The sequence below is a fragment of the Devosia sp. genome (assembly GCF_965229025.1).
Taxonomy (GTDB): domain Bacteria; phylum Pseudomonadota; class Alphaproteobacteria; order Rhizobiales; family Devosiaceae; genus Devosia_A.
On the sequence record NZ_OZ245853.1, the window covers coordinates 747913 to 769326 of the forward strand.

The following is a 21414-nucleotide window of genomic DNA, read 5'->3' on the forward strand; positions in this document are numbered from 1 at the left end:
GGACCGGGGCTGTACCATTCAGAGGACGACCACTTACTTATCGTCAAGCACCCAGGTGACATTCACATTGATCGAGTAGCTGAGCTCGCCCGCCGAGACCGGAACGGGCGCCGAGGCGGCGTCCATGGCCATGGTCTTCATCATGTAGGGCTGCGGCTGGCCGAGGTCCTGCTGCTCGTTGATCGACTGGATCTTGCCCAGGTCGCTGCCAGAGGCTTCGGCATAGAGTTCGGCCTTGCGGCGGGCGTCGGCGAAGGCGGCCTTGCGGGCCTCGTCGTAGAGTTTGGTCGGATCTTCGACAGCAAAGCTGATGCCGTTGATGGTGTTGGCACCCACAGTCACGGCCTTGTCGAGCACAGCGCCGAGGTCTGCGAGCTTGCGGACACGAACGCTGACGGTGTTGGAGACCTGGTAGCCATTGATCTTGGGCGGCAGGGTGTAGCCATTGGCGTCGCGCGTATCGGAATAGACGTAGTTCGGCGCAACGGTGAAGCCCGAGGTCTGGATGTCGCGGGCTTCGATGCCGGCGGCTTTCAGTGTGTCCATCAGGCTGGTCATCGCCGCAGTGTTGGCGTCGAGCGCCTCACGCGCGGTGGCGCCTTCGGTCATGACGCCGGAAGTAACGAAGGCGGTGTCTGGAGCGGCGGTGACCTGGCCCTGACCGGCGATCGAAAGTGTACCCACGATATCCTCCGCAGCAAAAACGGGCGCGGTGAGCGCAGTGGCGAGCAGCAGGGGGATGAGAACTGTAAATGGGCGCATTATTGGCTCCTGTAGAATCGTGGCGGGGCAGATGGTCCCAGCCAATGGGGGTGGTATTGCGGCGATGCTGAACGGGGGTTGAACGGATGTTCAGTCCGCACTCTCACTTCGTTGGACGGCTGTGACGCGGCGATCCTTGGGTGCAGGGGCGAGATTTTGTGTCTCTGCCGTTCGAAAGTCTGAGGCACGTACCTCCCGGTTTGCTGGACAGGGCGGGGGGTGGCGGGTTAGGTACGCGGGCTAAATTGAGGGGGCCGCTGTGACCAATCCGATCATTCCGAGCGAGGGCGTTCTGCTTGGCCGAGCCCGCCTGCCGGGCTTCGACTATCCGCGTGTTGTGACCGTGCGGGGCACCGACCTTGTCGACATCACGTCCAAGACCGCCCCGCTGGTGCGCGACATCACCGAGATGGCCGACCCAGCCGCCTATGTGGCAGCAGCCGAGGGCGACGTGGTGGGGAGCGTGCATCTGGTGCTGGCCAATTCATGGTCGGGGAAGAGTGACGAGAACGCGCCGGCGCTGCTGTCGCCGATTGACCTCCATGCCGTGAAGGCGGCGGGCGTGACATTTGTCGTGTCGCTGCTCGAGCGGGTGATCGAGGAGCAGGCGCGGGGCGACAAGGTCAAGGCAGACCTGCTGCGCAAGGATATCCTGGGGCTGATCGGTACCGATCTCAGCCAGCTGGTTCCGGGGTCCGAGACGGCGATGAAGGTCAAGCAGACGCTGATCTCACGCGGCGTGTGGAGCCAGTATCTCGAGGTCGGCATCGGGCCGGACGCCGAGATCTTCACCAAGTGCCAGCCGATGGCGTCAGTTGGGTACGGCGCCGATGTGGGCATTTTGCCGATTTCCGAGTGGAACAACCCCGAGCCGGAAGTGGCGATGGTGGTGAATTCATCGGGCGCCATCGTTGGCGCGACGCTGGGCAATGACGTGAACCTGCGTGACGTCGAGGGCCGTTCGGCCCTGCTGCTGGGTAAGGCAAAGGACAATAATGCGTCCGCTTCGCTCGGCCCATTCATCCGGCTGTTCGATGGCGCGTTTACGATCGAGACGGTGAAAGCCGCAGATATTGCGCTGACCGTATTGGGCGAAGATGGATTCGAGCTGACAGGGGTCAGCAATATGAGCCAGATTTCGCGCTCGCCGGAGTCGCTTGTCTCTTCCGCAATCGGGGATCACCACCAATATCCTGATGGGTTGGTGCTCTATCTCGGCACGATGTTTGCCCCCGTGAAGGATCGGGGCGGGGTCGGCAAGGGCTTCACCCACAAGCTCGGCGACGTGGTGTCGATCTCGACGCCGTCGCTGGGCACGTTGAGCAACACGGTGCGGCTCTCGACTGAGGCCGCGCCCTGGACATATGGCGCGAGCCACCTGCTGCGCGATCTGGCGAGTGCCGGGCTGCTGTAGCCAATCGACTGCGCCTATGAAGAAATTCGGTGCCGCGGCACCGCTAGCCAAGGAAACGACCATGACCGAACTGCACAAGAACCTCATCAACGGCGAGTGGGTGGGAAGCGACGGGATCGACAATATCAACCCGTCCAACACCAACGAGGTCGTGGGCGTTTATGCACGGGCGAGCGTCCAGGACACGTTGGATGCCATCGCTGCCGCCAAGGCGGCGTTCCCCGCCTGGTCGCGTTCGGGGATCATGCAGCGCTGGGAAGTGCTCTCCAAGACCGCACACGAAATTCTCGCCCGCCGCGAAGAACTCGGTATGCTGTTGAGCCGCGAAGAGGGCAAGACGCTCGCCGAGGGCATTGGCGAAGCCACTCGCGCTGGTCAGATTTTCGAGTTCTTCGCCGGTGAGGCGCTGCGCCTTTCGGGCGAGAGCGTGCCGTCGGTGCGGCCGGGCGTCGGCGTCGAGATGACCCGCGAGGCCGTTGGCGTTGTCGGCATCATCACGCCGTGGAACTTCCCGATCGCCATCCCGGCCTGGAAGATCGCGCCAGCGATCTGCTACGGCAACACCGTGGTGTTCAAGCCGGCGGACCTGGTGCCGGGCTGTTCGTGGGCGATTGTCGATATCCTCCATCGCAACGGGCTGCCCAAGGGCGTGCTTAACCTTGTGATGGGTAAGGGCTCGGTAGTGGGCCAGACCATGCTCGACAGCCGCGATATCGCGGCGCAGACGTTTACCGGTTCGGTCGGCACCGGCCGCCGCGTTGCGGAAGCCAGCGTCAAGGTGATGCGCAAGTTCCAGCTCGAAATGGGCGGCAAGAACCCCACCATCGTGCTCGATGACGCCGACCTCAAGGTGGCGGTGGAATCGACTGCGCAGAGCGCCTTCTATTCGACCGGCCAGCGCTGCACGGCGTCCTCGCGCCTGATCGTTACCGAAGGCATCCACGACAAGTTCGTGGCGGCGCTGACCGAGCGTATCCGCAACCTCAAGGTCGGCGACGCCATCTCGAAGGAAACCGAGATCGGGCCGGTGGTCGATGCCGGCCAGCTCAAGCAGGACACCGACTACATCGAGATCGGCAAGGGCGAAGGCGCGAGGCTGGTGGTCGGCGGCGATCTGGTGAAGCGCGACAATCCGGGCTTCTTCCTCCAGCCGGCGCTGTTCACCGAGGTGAACAACAACATGCGCATCGCCCGCGAAGAAATCTTCGGGCCGGTGGCTGCGGTGATCAAGGTGAAGGACTACGAGGAGGCCCTCGCGGTCGCTAACGACACCGAGTTCGGGCTTTCAGCGGGTATCGTCACCACGTCGCTCAAGTACGCGACGCACTTCAAGCGTAACGCCGAAGCCGGGATGGTGATGGTCAACGTGCCGACCGCAGGCGTCGATTTCCACGTGCCGTTTGGCGGCCGCAAGGGCTCGAGCTACGGCCCCAAGGAGCAGGGCAAGTACGCGGCGGAATTCTTCACGCAGGTGAAGACGGCTTATACAGCGGCGGGCTGAGGCATTTTCCATGTTTGTGGCGCGGCAGATACAGCCCCGCGCCACAAATTGTGGCAAGAATGCTGCAATTATTGGTTATTGATTCTGGACGGAGATTCTACATGCGGAAGTTTGCCATTGCCGGTGGCTTGGTGCTCGCGGGCGCGATGAGCGCACATGCCGCCGACCTCATCGTTGACGATGCGGCGGCGCCGATGGATACGAGCCTGGTCAACAGCAGCATCTACGTGCAGCTGCTTGGCGGCGCGGTGCTGTCGGGCGACGTCGATTTTTATTACGACGACGACCAATATCTGGGCACGAGCGCATTTGAGGCAGGCTACGCGATTGCGGGCACCGTTGGCGTCGTCGTCATGGATGGCCTCTCCGTCGAAGCAGACGCGATGTATACCAAGCGGGATTACGAATCGAGCAGTGACTACAACGTGTCCAGCGCCAGCATAATGGGCAACTTGAAGTACACAGTGCCGCTGAACGACATGTTCAGCGTCTATGGCGCCGCCGGTCTCGGGTTTATTGGCTACCAGTTTCCGGACTCTACACCCGATAGCTACGGCGGCCTCGGCTATCAGCTGATCGCCGGTGTTGGCGCCAAGCTGACTGATAATATTACGGCAATTGCCGAGTACCGGTATCAGAACACGTTCGATCTCGCTCCGGACTCGGACGATTACGATTACGGTATCCAGGCGCCGACCAGCACGGTTCTCGTGGGCGTTAAGCTCGGCTTCTGAGACGGCTGCAGTCTTCACCAATTGACCCGGTGCGTCTCAGGCGCGCCGGGTTTTTGTTTGTGATTTTGCAGAGTGGCTTAGCCATAGTGTTCACTTGCACGGAGCCGCGAACCCGCTCATGCATGAGCGATGACTGACGCTGTTTCTTCGCCCGTGATGCCGCGCATGCGGCTGCGGGACCATGCTTCCTTTCAACGGTTTCTTGCCTCCCGGGTGCTGTCGTCGATGGCGTTCCAGGGGACTGGGATTGCCATTGGCTGGCTGGTCTATGACCGGACGCACAATGCGTTCGACCTTGGCCTGATCGGGCTGGTGCAGTTTCTGCCGATGCTGGTGCTGACCTTTGTGGTGGGGCATGTGGCCGATCAGTTCGACCGCCGGCGGATCGGGCTGATCTGCCAGATCGTTGAAGCCAGCGTTGTCGCGATCATTGCGCTCGGCGTCTGGCAGGGTTGGCTGAGCACGCCGGGAATCTTCGTCGCGGTCGCGGTGCTGGGTGCGGCGCAGGCTTTCGAGCGGCCGACCATGGCGGCGCTGCTGCCAGGGCTGATGCCCTCCTCGATGCTGCAATCGGCGATCGCGATCTCCACCTCGTTCATGCAGGCGGCGTTCATTGCCGGGCCGACAATGGGCGGGCTGCTCTATGGGGTCCATCCGGTGGCGCCGTTTGCGGCTGCTGCGATGATGTTCCTCGTCGCCAGCCTCTGCGTTTCAAGCATCGCCAAGGCAGAGCGCGTTCCAGTGCGGTCGAAGCCCACCCTCAGTTCGGTGTTCGCGGGCATCGCCTTCATCCACAGCAAGCCGGTGCTGCTGGGGACGATCTCGCTCGATCTGTTTGCGGTGCTGCTGGGCGGCGCCACGGCGCTGCTGCCGATGTTCGCGCGCGATATCCTGCATGCCGGACCCTGGGCGCTGGGGCTGCTGCGGGCGGCCCCGGCGGTGGGGGCGGTGACGATGTCGCTTGTGCTGGCACGCTTCCCCCTGCGGCACAATGTGGGCAAGACCATGCTGGGTGCGGTAGCGCTGTTCGGGGTGGCGACGCTGGTATTCTCGCTCTCGAGCAACATTGCGCTCTCGATCGCGGCGCTGGTGACGCTGGGCGCTGCTGACACGGTGAGCGTGGTGATCCGCTCGTCGCTGGTGCAACTGCTGACGCCGGACGAGATGCGCGGGCGGGTGAATGCGGTGAACTCGCTGTTCATCGGCACCTCGAACCAGCTAGGTGAGTTCGAATCCGGCATGGCAGCAGCGCTGCTGGGGCCGGTCGGGGCAGGGGTGTTCGGCGCCGTGGGTACGCTGGTGATCGTCGCCCTCTGGGCCGGGTTGTTTCCCAGCCTCAGGAAGGTGGATACGCTGGAAGGGTAAGCTTTTCTTGGTCGCGTTTCCGAACCGGAAAACCGTCGCCACTTATCCTGGAAACGCTCCTGGCTAGAACAGCACCACGGAGCGGATGCTTTCGCCTGCGTGCAGCAGGTCAAATCCCTTGTTGATGTCCTCAAGCCGCAGCGTGTGGGTGATCATCGGGTCGATCTCGATCTTGCCGTTCATGTACCAGTCGACGATCTTTGGCACATCGGTACGGCCGCGGGCGCCACCGAAGGCGGTGCCCATCCAGGTGCGGCCGGTGACCAGCTGGAACGGCCGGGTGGAGATTTCCTGACCGGCGCCGGCCACGCCGATGACCACCGATTTGCCCCAGCCGCGATGGCTGGCTTCGAGGGCCTGGCGCATGACGGTGGTGTTTCCGGTGCAATCGAAGGTGTAGTCGGCGCCACCGATCTGGTCAGCGCCGCGCTTGGTGAGGTTGACGAGGTGGAGCACCACGTCGCCTTCGATTTCGCGCGGGTTGACGAAGTGGGTCATGCCGAAGCGCTCGCCCCAGACCTTTTTGGCGTTGTTGACGTCCACGCCGATGATCATGTCAGCGCCGGCCATCCTCAGCCCCTGGATGACGTTGAGACCGATGCCGCCCAGCCCGAAGACCACGGCAGTGGCGCCGGCCTCGACCTTGGCGGTGTTGATCACCGCGCCGACGCCGGTGGTGACGCCGCAGCCGATGTAGAACACCTTGTCGAACGGCGCCTTGGGATCGATCTTGGCGAGCGCGATCTCGGGCAGCACCGTGTGGTTGGAAAAGGTCGAGCAGCCCATGTAGTGGAAGATCTGCTGGCCTTTGTAGGAAAAGCGCGAGGTGCCATCGGGCATCAGGCCCTTGCCCTGGGTGGCGCGGATGGCGGTGCAGAGATTGGTCTTGCGGGAAAGGCAAGACGGGCACTCGCGGCATTCGGGCGTATAGAGCGGGATGACGTGGTCGCCGGGTTTGAGGCTGGTGACGCCGGGTCCAACCTCCAGCACGATGCCCGCACCCTCGTGGCCGAGGATGGCCGGGAACAGGCCTTCCGGATCGGCGCCCGACAGGGTGAATTCGTCGGTGTGACAGATACCTGTCGCCTTGATCTCAACCAGCACTTCACCGGCTTTGGGGCCTTCGAGATCGACCTCGACGATTTCGAGCGGGCGCTTGGCTTCAAACGCAACGGCGGCACGGGTCTTCATGGTCATCCTCCGGGAAAATCTGGCGCACCAGCACTCGCACTTCGAACCGCGCCGTTATGAGCGGCAGGTTTCTGCAGGGGTGTCGCAGATTTTCAGGGCTTTTCCCACACGGCCGTCCCACACAATGCCTGCTTGTTCACGGTATTTCATTGTGGAAACGTTTGGGGATGAAATGCGAGAGAGCCGCGGGCGAAGAGCCCGCGAGTGATGGAAACCAATCGCGCCGCAGAGAAAGCTTCTAGTTTGGCTTGATAAATGGCCTTATATTGGTATTGTTGAGGACTTGAAGTGGTTTGCTCCATTTCACCCCGAGCCTTGATTGATCGACGATTCTCAGCCTTCGTGTCATGCTGTCGTGGCGTTCAGATGCTGTGGAGCGCGACGCTGGCGCCCGACCCAGACAGAGAAAGTAACGGAACCCCATGAGCCGCATCGCGTATACCGGAGCCCGTATCTTTGATGGCCAGCAATGGTGGGAGCGGTCCGCGCTGGTGGTCAATGGCGATCGCATCGAGGGCATAATTGCCGCCGACTCGCCAAGCGACGCACAGCGAGTGGCGCTCAATGGCGGCATCCTGGCTCCAGGTTTCATTGATCTGCAGGTCAATGGCGGGGGAGGGGCCTTGTTCAACCTGACGCCCGACGTGCCCACCATAACCACGATCTGCAGCGCGTTCGCTCGTTTCGGGACCACGTCGACGCTGCCCACGCTGATTACCGATACACCTGAAAAGAACCGGCTCGCTATCGCCGCCGGCACCGCTGCGGCAGAGCAAAAGGTGCCCGGCTTTCTCGGCCTTCACATCGAAGGCCCGCACCTTGCCGTGTCACGCAAGGGGGCGCATGACCCGGCGCTGATCCGGCCCATGGAAGAGGCCGACCTGCTGGCTCTGGTCGCAGGGCGTCAGCACTTGCCGAACCTGCTGATCACGGTCGCCGCAGAGACCGTCAGGCCAGATCAGATCAAGCGTCTCGCCGATGCCGGCATCGTGGTCAGCATTGGCCATTCGGACGCACCGTACCCGGTGGTGCGCGCCGCCATTGAGGCAGGGGCGACTATGGTCACGCATCTGTTCAACGCGCAGAGCCAGCTTGGCAATCGCGACGGCGGTGTGGTTGGGGCAGCGCTCGATCTGGGCCAGGTCTCGGCAGGCGTGATAGCCGATGGTATCCATGTCAGCGCGGTCTCGCTGGGGGTCGCCCTCCGTGCCAAGCGCGGCCCCGGTCATGTCTTCCTCGTGACCGACGCCATGTCGCCAACCGGTACCGATGCGGAGAGCTTCGTTCTCACCGGCCAGACTGTCTATCGGAAGAACGGCGCGCTCCGGCTCGCTGATGGCACCCTGGCCGGGGCAGATCTGACCATGATCCAGGCCGTCACTTATGTGCACAAGACCATCGGGCTGCCGCTAGAAGAGACGCTGCGGATGGCGTCGCTCTATCCGGCCCAGACTCTGGGTGTGGCGCATGAGCGCGGCGCGCTTTCGCCCGGGCTGCGCGCCGACCTCGTGCATCTGAGCGACGATCTGGAGGTGCTGACCACCATCATCGGCGGATCCACGGCCTGGTCCACGACGCAGCTCTGAGAGTCCACTACCAACATAGCCGGAGACCCGCCATGGGCGTTGCCGAAGACCTGCAGACCCAACTCCAGCGGCTGGTCTCGGAGGGGCGTAACCCCCGCACAGCCGATATCGACTTGATGTCCAGTCTCGACATCGTCACCACCATGAATGCCGAGGACCGGGGCGTTGCCGCTGCCGTTGGCGAGACATTGCCCCACATTGCGCAAGCCGTTGATGCCATTGTCGGCGCCTTCAATAGGGGTGGCAGGCTGGTCTATATCGGCGCCGGGACCAGTGGCCGGCTCGGGGTGCTTGATGCTTCGGAATGTCCCCCAACCTTCGGCGTCCCTCCTGGTCTCGTCGTCGGGATCATCGCGGGCGGGCTCGATGCGCTGGTCAATGCGTCAGAGGGGGCGGAAGATCGCGCCGAAGCCGGCGCTGCCGACCTCAGATCTATCGCCCTCGAGGCGCGCGACGTCGTGGTTGGCATTGCGGTGAGCGGACGTACGCCCTACGTGATCGGCGCGCTGCACTACGCTAAGGCGCAGGGCGCCACCACGATCGGCCTGACCTGCAATCCCGACTCCCCGATCGCGTCGATGGCAGATATCTCGATCGCGCCGGTCGTGGGTCCGGAGGTGATTTCTGGCTCGACGCGGCTGAAATCGGGCACCGCCCAAAAGCTGGTGCTCAACATGCTCTCGACCGCGAGCATGGTGCGCATCGGCAAGACTTACGGCAACCTGATGGTCGACATGATCGCGAGCAATGCGAAACTAGTCGCCCGTGCCGTCCGCATGGTGAGTGAAGCAACGGGATGCAGCGTCGCTGACGCCGAGCAGACCCTCGCGCGCGCTGCCAACGACAGCAAGCTGGCGATCCTGATGATCCTGACCGGCCAGGACGCTGCTACGGCGAAGCAGCACCTGGCGCAGGCCGGGGGCGTGTTGCGCCGCGCCATCGCTGGCGCGGCGCTCTAGCGCTATTTCAGCAGGCCTGGGGACACTGACCCCTGCAACTGGCGCTGGAAGATGATGTAGGTGACCAGCACCGGCAGCACCGTGATCACCACAGCGGCAAACAGCGCGCCGAAGTTGACCGCATAGCCCGCCTGCGAGGCGAACGAGGCCATGCCCTGGCTCAGCACGTAGTTTGCCGTGTTGGTGTTGAGGGCGATTGGCAACAGGAACTGGTTCCACAGGCCAAGGAAGTTGAAGATCGCCACCGATGCGATGCCGGGCGTCGCCATGGGCAGCATGATGGTGAAGAAGACGCGCCACGGACCAGCGCCGTCAAGCATGGCTGCCTCGGCAATCTCCTGCGGCAACGTCTTGAAGAAAGCGAACAGGAAGAACACCGTGAACGGCAGCGCGAAGGCTACATAGGTGATGATCAGGCCGGGGAATGTGTTGAGCAGGCCAAAACCGCGCAGCGTCTGGAACAGCGGGACGACGGCGAGAAAGATCGGGAAGGTGAGACCCGCCAGCATCAGGTAGTAGATGATCTTGCTGCCCTTGAACTCGTATCGCGCGAGGTAATAGGCACACATCGCACCCAGCAGCATGACGATGACCAGCGCGCCACCAACGACGATGACCGTGTTGACGAAATAGGTGCCGATGCTGGCCGTGGTCCAGGCGGAGACGTAGTTCTCGAAGTTGAAGCTGGTGGGCAGCGAGAACGGCGAGCCGAAGATCTGCTGCGTGGTCTTGAACGAACTCATCAGCACCCAGAGCAGTGGGGCACAGATGACGACGACCCATGCGATCAGGGCGACGTGAGAAATCGTGGCGACCTTCTTGTCGGTCCAGAACTCGCGCTTGGCGACGGGCCGCTCGCGTTGGGCGGCGGGACGGGCCGATGCGGCAGGGGGGCCAGGGGCGGTGCGCTGGGTCGGGGCGATCAGAGGGCCGACCTTCCCCCACTTTGCGGGACGGCCGAGCCACCAGAACACCAGGAAGACGATGGCCGCAAACACCAGCGTGATGACGGCAAGTGCCGCGCCCATCGAGGTCGCGTAGCCGAACTTACCCTTCTTGAAGGCAGTGTTGAGCAGGTGCTGAGAAATCACGACCGTGGAATTGGCGGGACCACCCGAGGGGTTCAGGGCCTGCATGTAGACGAAAGCGTCGAGCGCCAGGATGCCGAGATAGACGTAGGCGGTGCGGATGGTGTCACGGATCATCGGCACTGTGATGCTGATCGCGGTGCGGAAGCGGCCGGCGCCATCGACGCGCGCCGCCTCGTAGACATCGGCAGGAATGCCTTTGATCGCTGCGATGAACAGCACCATGTAAAAGCCGACCATCGACCAGGCGATGACGAAGATCGAGGCGCCCATGGCGGTGCGCTCGTCGCCAAGCCAGGCGAAGGACTTGAAGAAGCCGAACCCCATTGCCGTGAGGATGCCGTTGAGCAGGCCGCTCGACGGGTCGTACATCTGCGCCCACAGGATGCCGATGACGATGGCGGGCACCGTGTAGGGGAAAAATGAGATGACCCTGTAGATGCCGGCGTTTTTCAGGCCCTGGATTTCGCCCTTGGTCACGCCGCCAATGGTCACCAGTGTGGCGAGCGTCAACGAGAGGACGATGACCAGGGGTGGCAGCACCAGAACCAGGAAAATGCTGTTGTAAACGGCCTTGGTGAAGACCGGGTCGGTCAGCAGGGTGAGATAATTGGTCAGGCCCACGAAGTTCATTTTCTTCGAAAAGCCTGACCAATCGGTCATGGAATAGTAGAAGGCTTGCACGAATGGCGAGATCACGAAGATCACGTAGATTGCCACTGGAAGCCCAAGAAAGACCAGCATGAAGCCGGTATTCTCGAAGCTTGGTAGTTTCCAGCGACGTCTTGCGACCGGTGCCCTCGCCATCGTGCTGTCCATCACTTCACGACAACCTTTGTGACCGAAGCGTCGTTGTAGACGGCCGAGGTGATGGCCTCGAGCGCAGCGGTGAAGGCCGCCACATCGAGCTTGCCATCGAGGAAGCTGTTCCAGACGACGAGTTCGTCCTGGTTCGTGCCGTAAAGATCGAACGAGTTCCAGGTGAAGACGTCATTGCCAGCGTCGGCCAGCAGCTTGCTCTGCGAAACGAGCGCGGTCGAGCCGAAGCCGTCTGCCGGAACGGTGTCCTTGACGATCGTCGGGGCGAGCTTGCTCTTGGCAAAGTTAGTCGCGGCTTCCTTCGAGAGCATCGTGCGGAGCAGTTCCTTGCCACCGGCAAGGTTGAGCGCGCCGAGCGGGATGATGAACGGCTCGCCGGCAGTGGCGTGGAGAGCCGTCTTGGGCAGCTTGCCGTTATCGGAGACGGAGAGCTCCGGCATACCGGTCATGCGGAAGCCTTCCTTGGTGGCCGGCTTCATCTCGTTCTCGATCCACGAGCCCGACGGATAGAGCAGGAAGGACTGGTCATTCGACCACTGCGCCTGCGCAGCGGTGAACTGGGTACCAGCGCCACCGGGCTTCATCATGCCGCCCTGGATGATCTCGTAGAGCGAGGTGAAGACCGACTGGAACGCCGGGTGCGACCAGAAACCGGGGGTGAAGTTGTCCACGGCCAGACGCACTTCGTCGCCGCCTTCCTTGATCGCCGAAGCGACAGCGGTCGTGCGGTAGTAGGTTGCGGCTTCCTTGCCCCAGCCAAACAGGTAAAGGCCCTTTTCCTTGGCCTTCTTGCCCAGTTCGATGGCTTCGGCCCAGGTCGTCGGCGGAGTCCAGCTATTGTCTTCGAACAGCTGTGCCGAGTACCAGATGCCGTAAACCGTCATCACGTAGTTGAGCGCGATGAACTTGTCGCCGAAGGTGCCGGGCTTTTCGACGCCACCCACGAGGGTGTCGCGAATCTTGACGCCTTCGAGGCTCGGTGCGTCGAGGACCGAGTTCATGTCTTCGAGCTGGTCGATGATAGCCGAGAAGCCGATGGCTTGGGCACCCGAGTTGTCGATCAGGTCGGGCGGGTTACCGCCGAGGAAACGCGGCTGCAGTTCCTGCGCGATCTGGGTCGACGGCGACACCTTGACGGTGACGGTCGGGTGGTTCTTCTGCATCAGGCTAGCAGCGAACTCGACGTAGTCGATGCCGTAGCCGCCATTGAAGATCACCGCATCAACGGCAGAGCCATCGGCGAGTGCGAACGGATTGGCCGCGTCCTGGGCGAACGCGCTGGTCGAGCCCAGCAGCCCACCGAAGGGTGCCACCGCTACCAGTGCCGTTGTTCCGCGCAGGAATGTGCGGCGGTCGAAAGTCTTCTTGAATGTCATTCTATTACCTTCCCTTGTTGTCGTCTGAACCACTACACCCCACGTCGGGCGGCTCTGCAAGCCACTCAGGCTTCCCTGCGGATCCGCTCGCCGTAAAGATCTTCGAGAGCTGTGTTGTGCTCATCGCCACCCGGGATATTGGCAGAAATATAGACCGGGGGCGTTTTGCCTCGCTGGCGGATCGTCTCGGCTACGCCGATGGTGATGCGCTGGGCGATAAAGGCTGCGGTGATCGAGGATACGGCGCCGATGCCGATGCCGCCCTCCAGCGTCATGGTGCTGTCGCCATAAGGCGCGAGGTTATCGATGACGATGTCGGCCACTTCGCTGAGACGCTTGCCGCTCGGATGCTTGGGCGACACCTTCAGCGTGTGGTCGAGGCTGGTCACGGCGATCACCTTGTGGCCGCGCGCCTTTGCTGCCAGCGCCACCCCGAGGATCGAGCCGTTGACGCCCGAATTTGACGCGATGATGAACACGTCATTGGGCTGGACGTCAAACAGCGCCAAGAGGTTCTCGCCGACATTGGGGTCGCGTTCAAAATCGGCACCACCGAGAGCCGACACGTCCCGGTCGCCACGCAGCACGAGGGTGCGTAGCGCAATCCGGTTGGTAGCGATGAGGCCACCGGCGCGGCCGGCGATTTCCATGGCAAAGGCTTCGGAATGGCCGGTGCCGAAGGCCTGGACGACGCCATTGTTCTCAAGCGAGTCGGCGATCGCTGCGACAGCGGCGTCTATCGCCGCGTTGGGACCGGCAAGCCGCTCAAGGCGGGTCGACACTTCTTTCAGGTATTGTGCGTTCAGATCAGTCATAGGATCAATTCTTTCGAGCATTATGCCGTCGCAGGACGAGCGGTGAAATTGGCAAGGGCAATGCCGCGGGCTGGTCGGCGACGCGGCGCCACTGCCGCAGCCGAGGCAGCAAGCAGACGCGTGGTCCGCTCAAAATTGGCTTGCGCGATCAGGAGGTAGAGAAAGTCGACGACAAACAGCTGACAATGCCGCGCCGAAAGATCGGCCGGCTGCAGGTAGCCATTAGGCGATGCAGCGGTCAGCACATCGTCGGCGAGCCGCGCCAGCGGGGATTCGGGGTTGCCGGTAATGGCCACCGTATAGGCCCCGGCGGCCTTGGCCGCGCTCAGCATCTGAATGGTTTCGTCAGTGCGCCCGGTATTGGAGATGCCTACCGCCACACAGGACTCATCAAGGATGGCAGCGCTGGTCAGCCCATTGTGCACTTCCGCCCAGGTGTGGACGTTTATGCCGATACGATAGAGCCGGTGTTGCGTTTCGAGAGCGGTGAGGGAAGAGCCGCCGACGCCGTAGACATCGACATGGCGCGCCTTGCCGATGGCTTGTGCAACCCGAACTGCTGTATCGAGATCAAGCATCCCAGCCGTGGTTTGCAGCGACAGCGTGTGGGTGTTCAGCAGCACCGTGCGGACCTGCTCAGGCGGGTCGCCTGGTCCGAACGACCGGCCGATATCGGCAATCCAGGCAGCTTTCGAGCCGCCCCGGCCGACGTCCTCGGCAATTCCCACGCGTAACTGGCCATACCCGGTATAGCCGATCATCCGGCAGAAGCGCGTCACACTGGCTGCCGAGGTGCCCGCGCGACCGGCGAGATCCGTGATCGAAAGACTGAGTGGCGCCTTGGGGTCATCCATCAGCACAGCCGCAATTTTCGCCATCGTTGCCGGCATCTGAGACTGGTAAGTCTCGATGCGATCAAGCACGCTGAACGTCTTCGCGACAGCTGTCATATATGGTACGCACCCATGCCTGAAAATCGCTCTCAGTCAAAACGGCCCTTCGATGAAAACAATTCTTATCCAGCAAGTTTGGGTCTGACAAGCGGGCGTATGACAGAATGATCACAGCCTTGCTCGCCATCGATGTCGGTGGCTCCAACTCGCGCGCCATCGTCGTTGACCGACGGGGCAACTGCCTCGGCCAAGGTCGCAACCGTGGCGGCAATCCCGGGTCCAATCCCCCCGAGCAGGCGGCTGCCGCCATCATTGCCGCTGCACAAACCGCCGTTGCTCAGGCAGGAGGCGCTGTCGATATTTCATTGGCGCTGCTCGCCATTGCCGGACCGCGTAACGCCGAGATGCGCCGTCGCCTTGAGGAAGGGTTTCGCGCTCTCGGCCTCAGCGGTCCCTTGCTGCTGACGGGTGATACCCACGCCATGCTGCCGTCTGTGTCGGCCGCGACAGAAGGTTACTGTGTGTTCAGCGGTACCGGGTCGGGCGCGGTGAGGGTGCGCCATGGCGAGACAGAGGCTGTGATCGACGCGGCCGGTTACCTCCTTGGTGATTTGGGCTCCGGATATTGGCTCGGCCACCATGCCGCCATTGCCGTCACGGCTGCCCTTGAGGGCAGGGGCCCGGAAACGGCGCTGACGGAGGCCGTACTTGGCCACCTTCGCATTGCGGTGAGCGGGGAGCGCGCTGCCGATAGCCGACCCGAAGCTCTCCGTCACTTCATCGACGCGATCTACAACATGCGCCCGATCGAGCTCGCGACCTTCGCTCCGCTGGTTATTGCCTGCCGTGACGACGCCGTTGCTGCGCAGCTGGTTGCCCAGGCGGAACGCTACCTGATCGAGGACTTCCGCCTGGTGTTCGATCCGGCAATGCTCGGCCCCGTCGTGCTCGGCGGCAGCGTCGCGACGCACATGTCCAATTTGCCCGCGGCAATCGCCGAAGTGCTGCGTGCCGCCGGGCACACGCCCGACATCCGCCTCGTCAAGGACGGCTCAGTGGGGGCGGTGGTTCTGGCGCTCAGGCACGCCGACATCATCGTTGACGAGGCCATGCTGCAGAAAATCATCGCTTCGATCGCGGGGCTCAGTTCGGTCTGAAAGCGCGCGCCACCGGCTGGCGAGGCAGCCGGCGGCGCTCTGATTGCCTTCCGACGTTTGGTCAGCCTTCCTTGAGGATCAGCTCCACCACCGGCACCACCACGTCCGGCTGCTTGACCGGCAGATCGAGGGTGAGCGTCGTCTCTCCGACCGGCGGTACAAAGTGCGGATCAGTCTGCGCGCCAACCCACAGCACTTCGCTCGCGTCATTCAGCAACTGCGCGTACTTTACTTTGCCGGCTAGGCCGTCGAGATGCAGGTAGCGGTTGGGCCAGTTGTAAATGTGGAGGTAGAGCCGATTGCCCCTCTGGGTAAAGCGGCAGCCATCGGGCGCCCGATAGTTGGAGCGCCCGGCCCCATAGATGGCCCGGCTGTGCAGACGCATCCACCGCGCATAGGCATCAAGCGCATCAATAGCGCGCTGGTCGAATGTGCCGCGGGCCGTCGGCCCCACATTCATCAGCAGATTGCCGCCCAGCGACACGCCATCGATGAGGATCTGAATCAGCTGTGCGGCGCTCTTCCAGCTTTCTTCGTCGCGATAATATCCCCATGAGCCAGAAAAGGTCTGGCACATCTCCCACGCCGGCTCCTTGCCGTTGATCAGGGGCGGCGTGCGCGGTGTGTACTGCTCCGGTGTGATCACATCCGGTGTGTCGGTCTCAAGATCGAGCCGATTGTTGACGATGATATCGGGGGCGAGCTTGCGCACCAGCCTGAGCAGTTCAAGGCTCTGCCAGTCGTCACGCCCCTTGCCCGGCAGGCCCTTGTAGGTGCGGCCCGAATAGCTGAAATCGAACCAGATGACGTCGATCTTGCCATAGCCGGTCAGCAGTTCCGTCACCTGCTGGCGCATATAGGCGGCGTACCGGGTGATATCGCGCCCCTTGTTGAGTTCGGCTGCGTCCTCCCGGTTGCGCAGGGGGTGGTACATGTCGATGGCGAAATCGGGGTGGTGCCAGTCCAGCAGCGAATAGTAGAACCCGATCCTGAGCCCTTCGGCCCGGAACGCGTCCACGAAGGGCCGGAGCAGATCGCGACCATACGGCGTGTTGGTCGATTTATAGTCCGTCGCCTCGCTGTCCCAAAGGCAGAAGCCATCGTGATGCTTGGCCGTCAGCACCACGTATTTCATGCCCGCTTCGCGAGCTCGACGGGCCCATTCCTTGGGGTCGTAGAGATCGGGATCGAAGTTGTCGAAGTACTTCTGATACCCGGCGTCGTCGATCTCCTCGCGGTTCTTCACCCACTCGTGGCGCGCCGCGAGCGAATAGATTCCCCAGTGAATGAACATGCCGAAGCGGTCATTCTTGAACCATGCCTTCTTCTCCTCCGGCAGGAAAAGTTCGCTTGGTATTGCGTCGGTCATGGGCGGCTCCTGCACTGGAAAAGCTGGTAAGTACCACGTAGGTCTCGCTTATCAAGCGCCTGCCACACGCGGTATGTGCCTTCCTACATCGCCGACTGTTGCCTTGGGAGCACTTTAGCGCCAGTCCCCGCGCCCAGTGGCGTGATCACTGCCGCATCGAAGCCCTCAGTCATCCAACTCAGTCACCCAGCGGTTCGAGCACCTTACCCTTGCGATGGTTGAGCACAGTGTACTTGATGCGGCGGAGCGTCTCGCGAGCCGAGGGATCGAGGCGATAGCCGACCGCTGTCGCCAGCAGGTCGACAATCAGCAGGAAGGCGTAGCGGGACGCTGTGGGCTTGAGTGGATCAGGATACTCCGGGATGTCGACCGTCAGCTTGACGTCGCAGATGGCTGCCAGTTCAGAATCGGGCGCGGTGATGCCGATCGCCCTGGCGCGGTAGTGCTTGGCGAGTTCGACCACTTCGATCACTTCGCGCGTGCGCCCGGTGCCGGAAATGGCGATCACCAGATCGTTCGGCTTGAGTGTCGCTGCCGTCATTTTGAGGACGTACGGGTCGGAATGGGAGATGGCGACAACACCGTAGCGGAACAAGCGATTCTGGGTTTCATTGGCCAGCCAGGTCGAACTGCCTCCGAGTCCGAACACGACTACCTGGTGGGCATTGGCGACCATGTCGGCGGCCCGAAGGATCTCGGCGGGATCGATGCTCCGCTCGACAGCGGCTATGGCGTTACGGGCTTCACCGAAGACGACGCTCCACAGTGGTGAGCCATCGGTGGTGGGCGGGCTCGGTTCGCCCGGCGCGAGGTAAAGGCGGCCAACCACGACGCTCTGCGCCAGTTTGAGTTTGAAATCCCGCACGCCCTCGCAGCCGATGGCCCGGCAAAACCGCGTCACTGTCGGTTCGCTCGCCTCGGCACGGCGGGCGATCTCGGCGTTGGAAGCGCCTACCGCAAAGGTCACGTCGGCCAGCACCACGTCGGCGACGCGGCGCTCGGCGGGACGCAATTCGGCGTAAGAATCCTTGATGATCGACAGAATGTCGGGGATCGGCTTGGTATAGCCATCGCTTCGCGGCTCGGCAGGAACGTGCGTGCGCATCATGGCGCCTTTCCGCAGATTGGACTCCACCGTGCCTATAGCATTCTCGCGTGCGATTTCACTGTTTTCCAACACCGAATAATCCAGTGCCCTGAACGTCAAGCGACCATAATGTAGGAAGGTTACACAGCTTTCAACTCTGAATATTCCAGCATTTCAGGGGTTTTTCAAGTTTTTCGGTTCCGCCGTCCAGCGTGCTTGACTCGCAATGTAGGTTAGTTACAGACTGCTGCCGTTGACGACGTCACCCCCTGATAGGGAGTGGCGAAGGGGCGTCGACTTTGGCCGAAAATCGTGAGGGACGATGCCTGCCGCTGCCTCCATCCAGCCCAAGCTCAGGGTGAATAACGCCACCAAGGTCTACTCGACGCGCTCGGGTGACCTCCTGGCGATTGACCGCTGTTCGCTGGACGTCAAAGCCGGGGAGATCGTCTCGATCGTGGGTCCGTCGGGCTGCGGCAAGACCACGCTGCTCTGGTCGATGTCGGGGCTGCACAAGCTCACTTCCGGCGAAGTGCTGCTCGATGGTGCGCCGGTCAATGGACCGAGCCCCGAGATCGGCATGGTGTTCCAGGACGCCAACCTGCTGCCGTGGCGAAATCTCGACGGCAACATCAAGTTCCCCTTCGAGATCAAGGGCACTCGACCTGACCGCGTCTGGATCGACGAACTGCTCAACCGTGTCGGCCTCGATGGCTTTGGCGGGCGGATGCCGCGCGAGCTTTCCGGCGGCATGCAACAACGCGCAGCGCTGGTGCGTGCGCTGTCGTTCAAACCGTCAGTTCTCTTGATGGACGAGCCCTTCGGTGCCCTCGATGCCTTCACTCGCGAGGAGATGAACCGGCTGGTGGAGGAAATCTGGATGGACCGCCCGACCACCATTGTGCTCATCACGCATTCGATCGACGAGGCGATTTTCCTGTCGGACCGCATCGTCGTGATGAGCCCGCGACCGGGGCGCGTCGCCAGTATCCACGAGGTGCCGTTCGCCCGGCCGCGCTCGCTGGAAATCATGTCGACCAAGGAGGTCTTCGACCTTACCAACACCATCAAGCTCGAAATCGTCGGCAAGCAGCAGAGCCGATACGGCAAGGCTCCAACTGCCTCTATGGCGCAGCCCGCACCTTGAGAACCAGATGAGCGAGACCGACGCCATTCCAGAATTCAAACGCCAGGGCAGTGGCGGGGCCGAAGTCGGCCTTGCCGGGGGCATGTCGGCGCTGGCCGCCGGGCCGGGCATACGGTCGCTGCGCGAAGTGCTCGCCATCGTGCTCGTCGCCGTCATCATCATCGGTGGCACCGAACTGCTGCTCAACCTGTTTGCGGTACCGCAATACGTGCTGCCCAAGCCCAGCGAAATCGCAGTGGCGCTGGTCTCAGATTTCCCGCTCATCGCGCCGCATCTCGGCCATACGCTGGTCGAACTCTTTGCCGGCTTCAGTATCGGCGCCGTGGTGGGGCTGATCCTTGCCGCCGTCATCACCCAGTTCCCCTTCGCCGAAAAGATCATCACCCCCTACATCCTGCTGCTCGTCACAACGCCAATGCTGGCGCTTGTCCCGTTGCTGATCCTGCGCTTTGGCTTCGGCTACGAGCCACGCATCATCGCGGTGGCGCTGGCCTCGGGGCCCATGGTGATGATCAACGCCGCCACGGGGTTCCGCCGCGTCGACAGCGGCAAGATCGCGCTAGCGCGTTCCTATGGGGCGTCGACGCTGCAGATTTTCTGGAAGATCCGGGCGCCGATGGCGCTGCCGATGATCTTTGTCGGCCTGATGGTCGGCTCGATCTTCGGGCTGCTCACCGCAGTGGGCGCCGAAATGGTTGGCGGCGGCTTCGGGCTGGGCAACCGGCTCACTTCATACTCATCCATGATCCAGATGCCGCAGTTCTTCGCTGTGGTGCTGATCCTCTCCATCCTGGGCATCCTGATCTACGTGCTCTTCTTTCTGCTCGGAAAGAAGTTCGCGAGTTGGGAGGCCTGAGACTGCCCCGTCGTCAAGGGAGGCGACGGCCCGAAGGACGTACGAAATGAACCATCAACAGGGGAAGACTATGGCTAGCTTTCTGACTCCCGGCGGCATGAGCCGCCGCACGTTCCTCCAAGTTTCTGCCGCCGGCGTCGTCACCGCGACCGCGCTCGGCAGCATCGGTCGCGCCGTCGCCGCGCCGTATTCGAAGTTCACCTGGATCTCGCCGCGCGGCACGCTGGAAGTGCTCGACGATTTCGGCTTCTGGATGGGCAAGAAGCTGGGCTATTTCGACGATCTGGGTGTCCAGGTCGATATGCAGCCGGGGCCGTCTGACGGTACCGCCACGGTCAAGTTCGTCGACGTCGGACAGGCCGACATGGGCTTTCCCTCGCCAGGCATCTTCTCGTTCGCCCTAGAGAACGGCATGAAGCTCAAGTCGGTGTTCCACTGGGGCGCGCTCGACACGTTCAGCCTCGCGTTCCGTAAGGGCGAGGGGAGCAATGACCTCAAGAAGCTTGAGGGCAAGACAATCCTCCTCGGCTCGGCAGCTTGGCAATCGATCGTGGATCCGATGCTTGCCGTGCAGGGCGTCGACATCAGCAAGGTGAAGTATGTCGAAGCCGGTTGGCCGACCTGGGGCACGGCGCTGGCCGCTGGCCAGGGCGACGCCGCGCTGGCGTGGGAAGGTCTGAGGGCTGAGTGGATCTCGACTGGGCTCGACTTCGAGTACTGGCTGGGCGTGCAGCGGTCGCCGCTGTTTGCCAATACTTACGTGGCACGCGCCGCCGATCTCGACGACCCTGACAAGAAGGCGTTCCTCGACAAGTACCTGCGCGCCTGGTCGATGGGCCTGGAAGCTTCCTACCAAAACCCGCGCGCTGCCGTGCACGCCGTGTTCGAGCAGTTCCCGTCTGTGGCGAAGGCTAACGGGCCAGAGCAGGGCACCATGTCCTTGCTGCAGAACCTCAATGTGGTGCGGGGCGACATGTCCAAGCGCAAGGGCTGGGGCGATCACGACCTAGTTGCCTGGCAGACCTTCTTCGACAAGGTGCATGAACTCGGCCAGGTCAAGAACCCGGTCAAGGCTGAGGACGTGGTCACCAACGCCTGCATCACGGCCGCCAACGACTTCGACCACGACAAGGTCAAGGCCGACGCGCTTGCTGTCGAGCTGCCGGCCGATCTCGCGGCCGTCGACGTTGCTGCCGTGCAGGCCAAGCTGTTCGATCAGGCGATTGCCTGACATCTCTAGTGTCGTGGGCGGCACCTTGCCGCCCACGCTCTGACTTAATCTGATTGGGGAGGGC

The 21414-nt window shown here is 62.5% G+C and carries 18 protein-coding genes; 10 read left to right on the top strand and 8 right to left on the bottom strand.

Annotation, left to right across the window (positions count from 1 at the left end):
• Positions 1–33: 33 nt before the first annotated feature.
• Positions 34–762: an SIMPL domain-containing protein gene (locus ACO06J_RS03655; protein ID WP_421759341.1), complete on the bottom strand. Its 729-nt coding sequence runs from the start codon at positions 760–762 to the stop codon at positions 34–36.
• Between the two features lie 259 nt (positions 763–1021).
• Here ACO06J_RS03655 and ACO06J_RS03660 point away from each other — a divergent pair, with 259 nt between their 5' ends.
• The 4 genes from ACO06J_RS03660 (at position 1022) to ACO06J_RS03675 (ending at position 5776) form a co-directional block, all read left to right on the top strand.
• Positions 1022–2176, top strand: coding sequence for a fumarylacetoacetate hydrolase family protein (locus ACO06J_RS03660; RefSeq protein ID WP_421759342.1), 1155 nt, complete (start codon positions 1022–1024; stop codon positions 2174–2176).
• A gap of 61 nt (positions 2177–2237) precedes the next feature.
• Positions 2238–3677 (top strand): aldehyde dehydrogenase family protein, encoded by a 1440-nt coding sequence (locus tag ACO06J_RS03665; RefSeq protein ID WP_421759343.1) that lies wholly within the window; start codon positions 2238–2240, stop codon positions 3675–3677.
• Between the two features lie 101 nt (positions 3678–3778).
• Complete coding sequence (locus tag ACO06J_RS03670; protein ID WP_421759344.1) at positions 3779–4411, top strand: outer membrane protein; 633 nt, start codon at positions 3779–3781, stop codon at positions 4409–4411.
• A 156-nt stretch (positions 4412–4567) separates the two neighbouring features.
• Complete coding sequence (locus tag ACO06J_RS03675; RefSeq protein ID WP_421762442.1) at positions 4568–5776, top strand: MFS transporter; 1209 nt, start codon at positions 4568–4570, stop codon at positions 5774–5776.
• Between the two features lie 63 nt (positions 5777–5839).
• Here ACO06J_RS03675 and ACO06J_RS03680 read toward each other — a convergent pair whose 3' ends face one another.
• The gene (locus tag ACO06J_RS03680; RefSeq protein ID WP_421759345.1) at positions 5840–6967 is read right to left on the bottom strand and encodes an S-(hydroxymethyl)glutathione dehydrogenase/class III alcohol dehydrogenase; all 1128 of its coding nucleotides are present in this window, start codon (positions 6965–6967) and stop codon (positions 5840–5842) included.
• Between the two features lie 422 nt (positions 6968–7389).
• On the opposite strand from ACO06J_RS03680, the gene nagA reads away from it, so the two are divergent.
• Both nagA and murQ read left to right on the top strand, forming a co-directional pair.
• The gene (gene nagA, locus ACO06J_RS03685) at positions 7390–8553 is read left to right on the top strand and encodes an N-acetylglucosamine-6-phosphate deacetylase (RefSeq protein ID WP_421759346.1); all 1164 of its coding nucleotides are present in this window, start codon (positions 7390–7392) and stop codon (positions 8551–8553) included.
• A 32-nt stretch (positions 8554–8585) separates the two neighbouring features.
• Positions 8586–9512, top strand: coding sequence for an N-acetylmuramic acid 6-phosphate etherase (murQ, locus tag ACO06J_RS03690; RefSeq protein WP_421759347.1), 927 nt, complete (start codon positions 8586–8588; stop codon positions 9510–9512).
• Positions 9513–9514: 2 nt separating this feature from the next.
• Here murQ and ACO06J_RS03695 read toward each other — a convergent pair whose 3' ends face one another.
• From ACO06J_RS03695 to ACO06J_RS03710, 4 genes are all read right to left on the bottom strand, one after another.
• Positions 9515–11407 carry an ABC transporter permease subunit gene (locus tag ACO06J_RS03695; protein ID WP_421759348.1) on the bottom strand — a complete coding sequence of 631 codons (1893 nt, stop codon included), beginning with the start codon at positions 11405–11407 and terminating at the stop codon, positions 9515–9517.
• Positions 11408–11418: 11 nt separating this feature from the next.
• Positions 11419–12795 (bottom strand): N-acetylglucosamine/diacetylchitobiose ABC transporter substrate-binding protein, encoded by a 1377-nt coding sequence (gene ngcE, locus ACO06J_RS03700; RefSeq protein WP_421759349.1) that lies wholly within the window; start codon positions 12793–12795, stop codon positions 11419–11421.
• Positions 12796–12860: 65 nt separating this feature from the next.
• A complete protein-coding gene (locus ACO06J_RS03705; protein ID WP_421759350.1) occupies positions 12861–13610 on the bottom strand; it encodes a sugar isomerase domain-containing protein in 750 nt (249 codons plus the stop codon).
• A gap of 20 nt (positions 13611–13630) precedes the next feature.
• On the bottom strand, positions 13631–14560 hold the full coding sequence (locus ACO06J_RS03710; protein WP_421759351.1) for a MurR/RpiR family transcriptional regulator: 930 nt from the start codon (positions 14558–14560) through the stop codon (positions 13631–13633).
• 107 nt (positions 14561–14667) lie between these two features.
• On the opposite strand from ACO06J_RS03710, the gene ACO06J_RS03715 reads away from it, so the two are divergent.
• Positions 14668–15660: an N-acetylglucosamine kinase gene (locus ACO06J_RS03715; protein WP_421759352.1), complete on the top strand. Its 993-nt coding sequence runs from the start codon at positions 14668–14670 to the stop codon at positions 15658–15660.
• A 61-nt stretch (positions 15661–15721) separates the two neighbouring features.
• Here ACO06J_RS03715 and ACO06J_RS03720 read toward each other — a convergent pair whose 3' ends face one another.
• Positions 15722–17029 carry an alpha-L-fucosidase gene (locus tag ACO06J_RS03720; RefSeq protein WP_421759353.1) on the bottom strand — a complete coding sequence of 436 codons (1308 nt, stop codon included), beginning with the start codon at positions 17027–17029 and terminating at the stop codon, positions 15722–15724.
• Between the two features lie 178 nt (positions 17030–17207).
• Positions 17208–18137: a MurR/RpiR family transcriptional regulator gene (locus ACO06J_RS03725; protein WP_421759354.1), complete on the bottom strand. Its 930-nt coding sequence runs from the start codon at positions 18135–18137 to the stop codon at positions 17208–17210.
• A gap of 301 nt (positions 18138–18438) precedes the next feature.
• On the opposite strand from ACO06J_RS03725, the gene ACO06J_RS03730 reads away from it, so the two are divergent.
• The 3 genes from ACO06J_RS03730 to ACO06J_RS03740 all read left to right on the top strand — a co-directional run bounded on the left by ACO06J_RS03730 (position 18439) and on the right by ACO06J_RS03740 (position 21350).
• Entirely contained in the window at positions 18439–19263 is an 825-nt protein-coding gene (locus ACO06J_RS03730) for an ABC transporter ATP-binding protein (RefSeq protein WP_421759355.1), read from the top strand.
• A 7-nt stretch (positions 19264–19270) separates the two neighbouring features.
• The gene (locus ACO06J_RS03735; protein WP_421759356.1) at positions 19271–20119 is read left to right on the top strand and encodes an ABC transporter permease; all 849 of its coding nucleotides are present in this window, start codon (positions 19271–19273) and stop codon (positions 20117–20119) included.
• Between the two features lie 70 nt (positions 20120–20189).
• Complete coding sequence (locus ACO06J_RS03740; RefSeq protein WP_421759358.1) at positions 20190–21350, top strand: ABC transporter substrate-binding protein; 1161 nt, start codon at positions 20190–20192, stop codon at positions 21348–21350.
• Positions 21351–21414 lie beyond the last annotated feature (64 nt).